This is a genomic window from Bacillus sp. LQ01, from assembly GCF_057624735.1.
In genome coordinates, this window is record NZ_JBYEZL010000004.1 from 37,842 (window position 1) to 49,925 (window position 12,084).

Genomic DNA, 12,084 nt, shown 5'->3' on the forward strand with positions numbered 1-12,084 from the left:
GTACGCAATGAACACAAAAAAATTTGCTAAAGTAAATGAACAAATTCCAGGACCGAAAGCGGCATCTTTATTAGAACGCCGTCAAAATATAGTACCAAAAGGAGTAAGTAACGGCATCCCAACGTTTGTACAATCTGCAAATGGTGCTCTTGTAACAGATGTTGATGGTAATCAGTACATTGATTTTGCAGGAGCAATCGGGACAATTAACGTAGGGCATTGTCATCCAGCGGTTAAAGAAGCGCTCCATAAACAAGTCGATCAATACATTCATACTGGATTTAATGTCATGATGTATGAGCCATATATTGAATTAGCGGAAAAGCTTGCGGCATTGGCACCAGGAAGTTTCGATAAGCAAGTCCTCTTTTTAAATAGTGGTGCAGAAGCAGTTGAGAACGCGGTGAAGATCGCTCGTAAATATACGAAGAGACCTGGTATTATCGCATTTTCTAAAGGTTTCCACGGGCGTACATTAATGACAATGACGATGACAAGTAAAGTGAAGCCATATAAATTTGGGTTTGGTCCATTTGCTCCAGAAGTATATAAAGCGCCATTTCCATACGAATACCGTCGCCCAGAGGGATTAACGGAAGAGCAGTATGATGATTTTATTATTGAAGAGTTTAAGAACTTCTTCATATCGGAAGTAGCACCAGAAACAATTGCAGCTGTTGTAATGGAACCTGTTCAAGGGGAAGGTGGATTTATCGTCCCAAGTAAGAAATTTGTTCAAGAAGTACGCCGCATTTGTTCAGAGAACGGCATCTTATTTGTAGCGGATGAAATACAAACAGGCTTTAGTCGTACAGGAAAATATTTTGCAATTGATCACTATGATGTCGTTCCAGATTTAATTACAGTGTCTAAATCATTAGGTGCTGGTGTACCGATAAGTGGTGTCATTGGACGTAAAGAAATTATGAATGAGTCTGCACCAGGTGAACTTGGTGGAACGTATGCAGGAAGTCCATTAGGATGTGCGGCTGCATTAGCTGTTCTCGATGTAATAGAAAATGAGAAATTAAATGATAGAGCGATAGAATTAGGAAAAGTCGTAATGAACCGATTCGAAGAGATGAAAAATAAATATCATTGCATCGGCGATGTGCGTGGGTTAGGTGCAATGTGTGCATTTGAGGTCGTTCAAGATCGTAAGACGAAAGCACCTGACAAAGCGTTAACGGCTAATCTATGTGCAGAGGCAAATAAGCGTGGGTTACTGTTATTATCAGCAGGAACATATGGAAATGTTATCCGTGTGTTAATGCCTTTAGTTATTACAGATGAGCAACTTGAAGAAGGTTTAACAATAATTGAAGAATCATTGCAAGCTTGTTATGAGCAAACAAACATCGCTCGCGTTTAAAAAATGAAGTATAAATAGCAAACATTCTAGCTGACTCTATATTAAATGCAGAAAATTCACTTTATAATAAAGGTAGTGAAGTGGATCGATGGATTTGAAGTTAGGGGTGGCTAGGATGGTTGCAGAAAAGGAACGAGTGTTAATGGATTTAAAAGATGTATTTGAATATGCGTTTGACGAAATTTTTGTTACAGATGAGCAAGGGATCGTTGTGCGTGTAAATAGTACATGTGAAAGGCACTACCAACTAGCTGCCGAAGAGTTAGTTGGTAAGCATGTAAAAGAACTACAAAAGGATGGAATCTTTTATCCATCAGCGACATTAGAAGTGATTGAAAAAAAGAGGCCAATTGAACTCGTTCAAACTACAAAATCAGGAGAGTATTTACACGTTCGTACAAGGCCTGTTTTTGATGATGAGGGAAATTTAAGAAGAGTGATTAGTTATTCTCGGGACCTTACTGAACTCTATCAATTACGTCAAAAGGTAGAGGAAATGGATAATCAGCTAAAAACATATAAAAAAGAATTAAGAGAAACATATGAGCATGAAGGACTTATTTTTAAAAGTCTAGCTATGCAAAAAATAGTCGATACAATCAAAAAAGTATCTGTAGTGGATAGTACTGTTCTCGTTTTAGGCGAGACTGGAGTTGGGAAAAGTCGATTAGTACGCCATTTACATGAAGTGAGTTACCGTAAGAATGAAAGTTTCTATGAAATTAATTGTGCGGCATTGCCAACTAATTTAATTGAATCAGAGCTTTTTGGATATTCAGGTGGATCTTTTACAGGTGCGAATCGTGAAGGGAAAAAGGGACTATTAGAATCCGCGCATAAAGGAACTCTTTTTTTAGATGAAATCGGTGAAATGCCGCTTGAAATTCAAGCGAAGCTTTTGCAAGTATTGCAAGAAAAAACATTTCGTCCTATAGGCGGAAGAGAATTGAAAAAAGTGGATGTTCGAATTGTGGCGGCAACAAATAGAGATTTAAGCGAGATGGTGAAACAAGGAACATTTCGGAAAGATTTATACTATCGTTTGAATGTCATTCCAATTGCAATTCCCCCGCTTAGGGAAAGAACAGAAGATATTTTGCCGCTTATTTATCATTACTTGCAGCAATTTAATAAAAAGTACGGACGTGATGTGAAACTAGCGCCGAGTACGTTACAAATGTTTGTTGGATATCCGTGGGAAGGAAACAATAGAGAAATAGAGAATGTAATTGAGAGAATTGTTATTACTGTCGATGATGTTGTAACGGTAGAGGATTTGCCACTCTCTATGCAAGAGGCTGCAGTTGAACAATCGGGGCAAAGCCTTTATAAAATGCTGGAAGAGGTAGAGAGAAATATTATTCTTAAAGCGTATAAAACGTATGGATCAAGTTATAAAGTAGCTGAGTTTTTGCAAATTAGTCAATCTGCTGCTACTAGGAAAATTAAGAAGTTCATAGAGGAGGAAGAAAACATTGGATAAAAAGGCGACTTTTGTAAGTATAGATAAAAAGGCGATGTATATAAATGGTGAGTGGATTACACTACAAGAACAAATTGAAGTAAATAATCCTGCGACGAAGGAAATATTTGCAACTGTACCAAAAGGCGGAGTAACAGAGGCAAAGCAAGCTGTTGATGCTGCACATGAAGCTTTTAAAACGTGGTCTAAGTTAACGGCAGCAGATCGTGCAACGAAGTTAAAAAAGTGGTTCATGCTTATTGATAAAAATAAAGAAGAGATCGCAGCGCTTATGACGAAGGAACAAGGAAAGCCGTTTGCAGAAGCGCTTGGTGAAGTAAATTATGCAAATAGTTTTGTTGAATGGTATGCAGAAGAAGGGAAACGTGTGTATGGTGAAATGATTCCTGCTTCTCATCCGAATAAGCGCATTTTAGTTATGAAGCAACCAGTTGGCGTTATGGCAGCTATTACACCTTGGAACTTCCCGGCAGCAATGATTACGAGAAAGGTAGCCCCAGCGCTTGCAGCAGGCTGTACAGCCGTTGTGAAACCGGCGAGTCAAACGCCGCTAACTGCATTGAAATTGGCGGAATTAGCCCATGAAGCAGATATTCCAAAGGGCGTAATCAATATCGTAACAGGTAGTGCAAAAGCAATTGCTGATACATGGATGGAAGATAGTCGCGTTCGAAAAGTATCCTTTACAGGGTCAACGGAAATCGGGAAAGAGTTAATGGCTAGTGCTGCACAAACGATGAAAAAAGTTTCGCTTGAGTTAGGTGGCCACGCTCCGTTTATCGTAATGAATGATGCGGATTTAGATAAAGCAGTAGAAGCGGTGATTGGTTCGAAATTCCGTAACGCAGGACAAACGTGTATATGTACAAACCGAGTATTCGTTCAAGAAGAAGTATACGAAGTATTTGTAGAGAAGTTCCAAAAGGCAGTAGGGCAGTTGAAAGTAGGAGACGGTTTCGGTGACGGAACGACTGTCGGACCACTTATTGATGAGAATGCAGTTTCAAAAGTACAAGAACATATTGAAGATGCTATTCAAAAAGGTGGAACAGTTTTATATGGTGGTCAAAAGGTCGCAGAGTTAGAGGGACATTTCATTCAACCGACTGTAATTGGATTGGCAAATGATACGATGCTTTGTATGAATGAAGAAACATTTGGGCCAGTGGCACCAGTTGCGAAATTTAAAACAGTTGATGAAGTAATCGAACGTGCAAATAATACACCATACGGTTTAGCTGCGTATATTTTCACGAAAGACATTAGCCAAGCATTCCAAATTAGTGAAGCGTTAGAGTACGGTATTATCGGTCTAAACGACGGTCTTCCATCAGTTGCACAAGCACCATTCGGTGGATTTAAAGAAAGTGGTATCGGTCGTGAAGGAGGCCATTTCGGCATCGAGGAATATTTAGAAATTAAATATATTTCATTGGGACTATAAGTAGTATACTAGAATCTCTATAAGGTAACAGAGAAGGAGATTCTAGTATGGTATATTGGCTATTATTACTTGTTACAATTATTTTTGAAGTAGCTGGAACAATTGCGATGAAACTATCAAATGGTTTAACAAAGCTCGTTCCGAGTGTACTGATTTTCGTGTTTTATGGAATTTGTTTCAGCGTGTTCGCCATCGTTGTGAAAAAGATCCATTTAAGTATTGCTTATGCTATTTGGTCTGGCGTTGGAACATTACTTATTACAATCATTAGTGTGTACTTCTTTAAAGAGCATATTAGTTTATTTCAAGCATTTTGTATTCTTTTTATTGTTTTGGGTGTCATTGGACTTAAGGTTTCATCGGCATCATGAAAGCTATCTTTTGTAGAAGATAGCTTTTTTCTATTTGTGCAGTTAGCAATTAATACGACAAAATATGACAAGAAAGAGTAAAGCGTTTTGTTATGATATATATGAAATTTTGTCTTATGTGGAGGAAAGAGTATGTTAGAAAAGGTAAGTCAAATTGTTTTAATTTTTGGCATAGCTTTTAGTTTAAGTGCTTGCACTGAGACTAAAGATAGTAATGAAAGTAAACAAGAAGATGTTCAAGATAAAGTGTATAAAATAGGGGAGACAGTAGACGTAGATGGTTTGCAAGTAACTATCGATTCAGTTAAATTAGGATATCCGGATTATGATGAGGATAAAAAGAAAGAGGAGATTTTGGGGATTATTTTCAAAGTAGAAAATAATAGTAAAAAGGAAATACCTTTTGCATTTTATGAATTTGAGATTACCGATAAGAAAGGTACAAGATTTAAAGAATATAATAACCCTGATAGCTTTATTAGTAAAAAGTTAGCACCAGAAGAAAAAATTCAAGATATCATGCTATTTGACGTAGCGAAAGAAAATACGTATATCGCTACGTATAGACCAGAGTTTACGCGTGAAAATAGAACAATAAAATTTGAATTGAAACCAAATAAATAAAGAAACACATTGGATTATCCAATGTGTTTCTTTATGGTAATAAATTTAAAACGCCCAGTTACCTTTACGGAAGATAGGCTCATGTCTGCCATCAGCAGTAATACCGTCAATATCAAGCTCAGCTGATCCAATCATGAAGTCGTTGTGTGTAATACTAGCGTTTGCGCCGTTTTCAGCAAGTTCTTCTTTAGACATTGTTTTTCCGCCAACTAAGTTAAATGCGTAAGCATTTCCAATCGCAAGGTGGCAAGATGCATTTTCGTCAAATAGTGTATTGTAGAATAAAACATTTGTGTTTGAAATTGGTGAGTCATGAGGTACTAAAGCTACTTCCCCTAAGAAGTGAGAACCTTCATCTGTTTCTACTAAATGTTTTAAAGCTTCTTCACCAGCTTCAGCTTTATAGTCTACGATACGTCCGTTTTCAAATGTTAACGTGAAATTATCGATAATATTACCTGCAAATACTAACGGTTTTGTACTAGAAACTTGGCCGTTTACACCTGTTTTAAGTGGCATTGTAAATACTTCTTCAGTTGGAATATTAGCCATAAATGGTACGTTCTTTTCATTTAAGCTACCAGCACCAGCCCATACATGTTTTTCTGGAAGTTCGATTGTTAAATCTGTTCCAGGACCTGTATAGTGAAGAGCTTTATAATGCTTTTCGTTTAAGTAATCCACTTTTGTATGTAATGTTTCATCATGTTCTTTCCATGCTTCTACAGGATTTTCTAAATCAGCACGAGTAGCTTTGAAAATAGCATCCCATAACTTGGCTTCTTGTTCTTCTGGCGCTACGTCAGGGAATACTTTCGCAGCCCATTCTTTCGTAGGAACAGAAATGACACACCAGCTTACTTTATCTGCTTGTACGTAATCACGGTATACTTTCATTGCTTCTCCAGCTACTTTATGAGCTGTTGCGATACGCGATGGTTCTACACCTTTTAATAAATCAGGGTTTTCCGCATAGATAGACATAAATGCAGCGCCTTCTTTTGCTAATTCTTCACGAGCATGTGCTTTCCAAGATGGAAATTCAGCGAAAGCTTCTTCAGGAGCTAGATCGAATTTTAAGCGTGTTAACGTCTCATCATTCCAATCTACATATACGTGTTTTGCACCAGATTTATATGCTTTTTCTGTAACGAGGCGTACAAATTGTACAGCTTCAAGAGGTGCACTAATTGATAAAGTTTGTCCAGGTTGAATATTAACACCAACATTAACTGCAAGAGCAGCATATTTCTCTAACGTTTGTTCAAATGACATATGTATAATCTCCTTTAATTTGAAAGATTTCTTACTATATATAATACAAGAAAATTCTAAAAATATATATAAATATAAAGTAAAAAGAGAGCTCAAAATGTATTGAGCCCTTATATTTACTTAATTGAAGAAGCAAACTGCTCTACAGTCGTTGTATGGTGTATACGAACGCGCTTCATCTTTAACAATTCATCAGGTTCACCCTTCGTAATGAATTGCCCAGGCTTTGTCGTCGTCGCAAATTGATAATACTTCTTCGTTTCTGCAACAACCTTATCATCTACATGACCGAATGGATAAGCAATCGCGATAACAGGCTTACCTGTTATTTTTTCTAGCTTTTCTTTTGAACCTTTTAACTCTTCCTCATAGTTTGTAATTTTCGGTAAGTCTGCATGTGTTGCAGTATGAGATTGCACCGAGAAAATGCCGGAATCAACCATTTCTTTTATTTCAGAAGTAGACAATGCTCCTTCTACATCAACGTTATCAACAATCATATATTCTGTTGCTGCCGGTTTAAAAGTATCATCTTTTAGCTTTTGTAAAATGCGAAATGCATTCATATTATTTTTCATACCGTCATCAAATGTAACGAAAATCGGTTTATTTACTGTATTTATATCGCCCCAGCGTTCAAACGTTAAAAGCGTATAACCATTGTCCTTTAAATGTTTCATTTGTGCTTCAAAGTTAGCTGGTGATACGAATAAATCTTTAATGCCTTGACCATGATAATCATCAATTGCGTGATACATAAGAACAGGAACCTTTTGTTCGAAAGTAATAGTAGATTTCGTAAGCGGGATTGTTTTCCCATCTTCTTTCATTCCTGTTGCTTCAATTTGGAACTCACCGCGTTTTCCTTCAAATTCCTTTATATCAAAAGGAAGTGTGAATTGTTTCTCTTTTTCTTTAGAAGAAAAAGATTTAGCACTTTCCTTGCCATCAGCTGTGCGCCAAATTTTATATTGTACTTCATTTAAAGAATCTTTTATGTCTGTAATATGAATACTTGTGTTTGTAGATTCGTGTGTAACTGAATTATATGAGATTTTACCTTGTTCTTGCACAGTCTCTTCTTGTTTCTTAATCCCTTGAGCCGTTTTCTCTTTTTTAGGTTCTGGACTTACATTGTTAGTATTACAGCCTGCTAGAATGGCAGACGTACATAAAGCAATTGCTGCGTATTTTCTCATAAAAATCACCTTCTATTGTGTAGTATGTTGCATATTTACATTAAAATCCCCACCGCTATAAGAGTGGTGGGGATATACCCTTGTTCATCATATCATTTGAAGAAAATGAGGGGAATATGATTTTTAGGAGGTTATTAATGTAATAGATTAGTGACTTTGAATAGATGTATTTTTTTGTTTCTTATTAGAATTAATAATAATATAACCGACTACAAAGATAAGAGGAATAATGAAGACATAGATAGGCATTCCCCATACATAATAGCTTTTCAGCGTTAAGACTAGTAAATGTAAGAAATCGAAAATTGCGTGAGCTTTCATAATATCCTCCAATGGTTTTTTGAAAATTATAACATTTTAAACTTGTTATTTGTATAATTTGGAAATTTATTTAAGCTAATTTTAAAGTAAGAAGAATACATATTAATATGCAATTTTGCATAAGGATATGTATTTTATTAAAATATAAAGATTTTATACTATAATGAAAACCGCTATAAAACTAAGTAAGAATAATGTATGGAGTGGAGAATAGAAATGAAATATAAAAAAATAATATATATCTTTTTCATATCGCTATTTATAGTTGGTTGTCAAAGTGAAGTGAGTAAAGCGAATAGCGTGGAAGAGTATATTCCATCGCATCTTATGAATGCGGAAGTGACGGCGGATATTATGACACTTGAGATGGAACCAGATACTCTTAAAAAGGTAGGGAGTATTGGTCAAAGAATGAGAGAGCATCTAGCAAGTAATATGGAATGGTATTTAAAATATGTAGAAGAACATGCAGAGAAAAAAAGTTTTCCATATCATCCTAATTTCGGTGTTACAAAAGAAGAGTATGAGTTTGTACTAAATGCAATTGATCAAAGTAAATTGGTTAATACAAAAGATGGAAAGCTGAAATTTAAGAAAAAAAATGATCATGAAGTAGAGATTTTTTCAAGTGAAAGTATAAAGCTCCTTAAATATGTAGTTATTGATACGAAGAAGAATACAGTAAAAACATCTCTAGGCGAATGTGAATATTTTGGAGAAATACTAGCGTCACCAGAACAGAAGTTAACTGGTCCTTGGCACGGAAAACAATGGATGTTAAAAAAAGATGACTTAATATATATATTTTCTTTAGGGAAAATTGAAGCAGAAAATAAATCAATTATTGATATTTTCGTGAAAGGTAAATATAAGGGGGAAATTATTAATAAGGAAGAGGCATTAGAGTTTTCTTCAGTTTCTTAAATGATGATAATAAAAAAATCACCTTGCTGTCTAAGCAAAGGTGATTTTTTATTAAATAAACAATCCAGCGATTGTCGCAGATAAAATAGAAGCAAGTGTTGATGCAAATAGCATTTTCCAACCAAATTTAGAAACAACGCTTCCTTGTTTTTCAGAAAGGGCACGGATTGTACCAACGATTGCACCAATTTGGCTAATACTTGCGAAGCTAATTAAGAATACTGTAACGATTCCAACTGTACGTGGAGCTAATGTTGTAGCTGTGTCTTTTAAATCAAGGATTGCTACAAACTCATTTAAAACAATCTTCGTACCCATAATACCACCAGCTGGGATAATATCTTGAGTTGGAATACCCATTAAGAATGCGAATGGAGAAAGTACGTAACCGAAGATTTGTTGTAAAGTAATGGCATGTCCCATTGCGCCTGAAGCTGCACTAATTACGTAGTTTACAACTTCCATCACACCGATAAAGGCGATCATTAATGCGGCAACGATACCAGCTACTTTTAAACCATCAAGCGCACCGTTAATCATTGCACCGATAAAGCTGTCCCCGAATAGAGTTCTATCAAATTTTTGAATCACTTCATCTTCTTTCTTCGTATCAACTGGTGTTAATAACGAACAAACGATTAAGCTTGAGAATAAATTTAGCGGAAGAGCTGCTAGTACGTATTTTGCATCTAACATCATTACGTATGATGCTGTAACAGAAGCAGAAACGGAGCTCATCGCAGAACAACAAATGATAAACATACGGTTTTTATTGAAATGCTGTAAATCGTTTTTAATAACGATTAATGCTTCACTTGAACCGAAGAATACAGAGTTTACTGCGTGGAATGACTCAACGCGTGGTAAACCAGTAATTTTTGAAATAGCACCGCCGACAACGCGAACGATGAATGGTAAAACACCTAAATAACTAAAGATTGAAAGTAGTGCTGAGAAAAATACGATAATTAGTAATACGTTTAAGAAAAAGACAAAATCTCTGTGAATTCCATTAAAGAGAAAATCGACACCTGTCGTACCAAGTTTAATTAGTTTGTTGAAAACTTTACTAATGAAAATAATGATTTGTTGACCAATCTTTGTAGCAAACATAAACCAACCGATTAAAATTTGGAAACCAATCATAATTGCAATTGCACGGAAGTTGATTTTACCTTTGTTGTTTGACAAAGCAAAACATAAACCTAACACGGCAAGAATACCGATAATGCTCATTACATATTGCATGTAGTTGCCCCTTTCAGAAGTTCGTATAAAGTTTGTACATAAAACGCTCGTTATATTACTAAAAATAAAGGAATGAGGTTTTATGTCATACGTAAGATGTCTGACCTTTTAGAAAAATAAAAATAAAAAAAGACCCATATGGATTCACTTTCATCTATGAGAGAAAGCTAATCAATATGAGTCCTTTTTTGCGCATAGGCTAATATTCATTAGTTTTCCCCATAGTCCAGCAATTTAAGGTTGCTGGGTAGAAACTCTCGATCCATATTATCAAGTATATATGAGGTAACATCGTCCGTATTAAATTAGTAGTAGCGTAACATTAACAGAGAACTATCGTCAATAGCTTTTTTTCTTCCAATAGAAAAAGACCATATAAGTATGATAAAATGTAACGCAGTGTTATGAAAAAGAGAGGTCGGAAAATGAGTACTAAAATGACGCCACCAGTTGAGAAAAACGAGTTTATAGATGTAGTATTTGAAGATTTAACACATGATGGTGCCGGTGTTGCGAAAGTAAAGGGCTATCCTATTTTCGTTAAAAACGGATTACCAGGTGAAGAAGCGCAAATTAAAATTATTAAAGTGAAGAAAAACTTCGCATTTGGTCGTTTAATGAAGCTTCATACAGAAAGTCCATATCGTAAAGATGCAGAATGCCCAGTATATAATCAGTGCGGCGGTTGTCAGCTTCAGCACTTAACTTATGAAGGACAATTACAGGCGAAAGAAAAACAAGTACGTGACGTTATGCAGCGCATTGGAGGACTAGGTGATGTTCCTGTTCATCCTGTACTTGGCATGGAAAATCCGTGGGTATATCGCAATAAAGCACAAGTACCAATCGGAGAACGTGAAGGCGGACTTGTAGCTGGTTTCTATCGCCAAGGAACGCATGACATCATTAATATGGAATCATGCTTAATTCAGGCAGAAGAAAACGATACATTAATTCAAGAAGTAAAACGTATTTGTGAAAAGCACGGTATCACTGCGTACAACGAAGAGCGTAACAAAGGAACACTTCGTCACGTAATGGCTCGTTACGGACAAGTAACAGGGGAAATTATGCTTGTCTTCATTACACGTACAGCAGAATTACCGAACAAAAAAGCAATCATTGAAGAAATTGCAGCGAAATTCCCAGAAGTAAAATCAATCGTTCAAAACGTAAATACGAAGCGTACGAATGTAATCTTCGGAGATAAAACGACAGTACTGTACGGATCAGAATATATTTATGACTTTATCGGTGACATTAAATTTGCGATTTCAGCACGTTCATTCTATCAAGTAAACCCAGAGCAAACGAAAGTGCTTTACGATAAAACGTTAGAATACGCAAAATTAAATGGTAACGAAACAGTAATCGATGCCTATTGTGGAATCGGATCAATCTCGTTATTCCTAGCGCAAAAAGCGAAAAAAGTGTACGGCGTTGAAATCGTCCCAGAAGCAATTGAAGACGCAAACCGAAACGCAGCACTAAACAACATGACAAACGCTGAATTTGGCGTAGGAGAAGCTGAAGTAGTTATTCCAAAATGGTACAAAGAAGGCGTAATCGCCGACACAATGGTCGTAGACCCACCGCGTAAAGGCTGTGACGAAGCATTACTAAATACAATCATCGACATGAAGCCAAACCGCGTCGTATACGTATCGTGTAACCCAGCAACATTAGCACGTGATTTAAAAGTACTAGAAGAAGGCGGATATAAAACACAGGAAGTACAACCTGTTGATATGTTCCCGCATACGACGCATGTGGAGTGTGTGGCTTGGCTTAAGTTGGTATAATAGGAAAGCAGTTGATATAGG

11 protein-coding genes and 1 riboswitch are annotated in these 12,084 nt (G+C 36.2%); of the genes, 7 read left to right on the top strand and 4 right to left on the bottom strand.

The window, feature by feature from the left end; all coding sequences use genetic code 11:
- Window positions 1-7: 7 nt before the first annotated feature.
- From gabT to AC22L0_RS23710, 5 genes are all read left to right on the top strand, one after another.
- Complete coding sequence (gabT, locus tag AC22L0_RS23690; protein WP_087966498.1) at window positions 8-1,372, top strand: 4-aminobutyrate--2-oxoglutarate transaminase; 1,365 nt, start codon at window positions 8-10, stop codon at window positions 1,370-1,372.
- 115 nt (window positions 1,373-1,487) lie between these two features.
- A complete protein-coding gene (locus AC22L0_RS23695) occupies window positions 1,488-2,855 on the top strand; it encodes a sigma-54 interaction domain-containing protein (RefSeq protein ID WP_087966496.1) in 1,368 nt (455 codons plus the stop codon).
- The gene (gene gabD / locus AC22L0_RS23700; RefSeq protein ID WP_000358130.1) at window positions 2,848-4,299 is read left to right on the top strand and encodes an NADP-dependent succinate-semialdehyde dehydrogenase; all 1,452 of its coding nucleotides are present in this window, start codon (window positions 2,848-2,850) and stop codon (window positions 4,297-4,299) included. Before AC22L0_RS23695 ends, gabD begins: the two co-directional genes overlap by 8 nt.
- Before the next feature lie 47 nt (window positions 4,300-4,346).
- On the top strand, window positions 4,347-4,670 hold the full coding sequence (locus AC22L0_RS23705; RefSeq protein WP_000263262.1) for a DMT family transporter: 324 nt from the start codon (window positions 4,347-4,349) through the stop codon (window positions 4,668-4,670).
- Between the two features lie 132 nt (window positions 4,671-4,802).
- Entirely contained in the window at window positions 4,803-5,294 is a 492-nt protein-coding gene (locus tag AC22L0_RS23710) for a DUF4352 domain-containing protein (RefSeq protein ID WP_000891129.1), read from the top strand.
- A 45-nt stretch (window positions 5,295-5,339) separates the two neighbouring features.
- Here AC22L0_RS23710 and AC22L0_RS23715 read toward each other — a convergent pair whose 3' ends face one another.
- The 3 genes from AC22L0_RS23715 to AC22L0_RS23725 form a co-directional block, all read right to left on the bottom strand.
- Window positions 5,340-6,569 (bottom strand): aminopeptidase, encoded by a 1,230-nt coding sequence (locus tag AC22L0_RS23715; RefSeq protein WP_000007357.1) that lies wholly within the window; start codon window positions 6,567-6,569, stop codon window positions 5,340-5,342.
- 116 nt (window positions 6,570-6,685) lie between these two features.
- Entirely contained in the window at window positions 6,686-7,768 is a 1,083-nt protein-coding gene (locus AC22L0_RS23720) for a polysaccharide deacetylase family protein (protein ID WP_087966494.1), read from the bottom strand.
- 147 nt (window positions 7,769-7,915) lie between these two features.
- Window positions 7,916-8,089 carry a hypothetical protein gene (locus tag AC22L0_RS23725; RefSeq protein WP_000643592.1) on the bottom strand — a complete coding sequence of 58 codons (174 nt, stop codon included), beginning with the start codon at window positions 8,087-8,089 and terminating at the stop codon, window positions 7,916-7,918.
- A gap of 216 nt (window positions 8,090-8,305) precedes the next feature.
- On the opposite strand from AC22L0_RS23725, the gene AC22L0_RS23730 reads away from it, so the two are divergent.
- Window positions 8,306-9,013 (top strand): hypothetical protein, encoded by a 708-nt coding sequence (locus AC22L0_RS23730; RefSeq protein WP_087966492.1) that lies wholly within the window; start codon window positions 8,306-8,308, stop codon window positions 9,011-9,013.
- A gap of 51 nt (window positions 9,014-9,064) precedes the next feature.
- Here AC22L0_RS23730 and AC22L0_RS23735 read toward each other — a convergent pair whose 3' ends face one another.
- A complete protein-coding gene (locus tag AC22L0_RS23735; RefSeq protein ID WP_087966491.1) occupies window positions 9,065-10,261 on the bottom strand; it encodes a NupC/NupG family nucleoside CNT transporter in 1,197 nt (398 codons plus the stop codon).
- 202 nt (window positions 10,262-10,463) lie between these two features.
- Window positions 10,464-10,565, bottom strand: a riboswitch (purine riboswitch).
- Between the two features lie 121 nt (window positions 10,566-10,686).
- On the opposite strand from AC22L0_RS23735, the gene rlmD reads away from it, so the two are divergent.
- Window positions 10,687-12,063 carry a 23S rRNA (uracil(1939)-C(5))-methyltransferase RlmD gene (rlmD, locus tag AC22L0_RS23740; protein ID WP_065224767.1) on the top strand — a complete coding sequence of 459 codons (1,377 nt, stop codon included), beginning with the start codon at window positions 10,687-10,689 and terminating at the stop codon, window positions 12,061-12,063.
- Window positions 12,064-12,084: the final 21 nt, after the last annotated feature.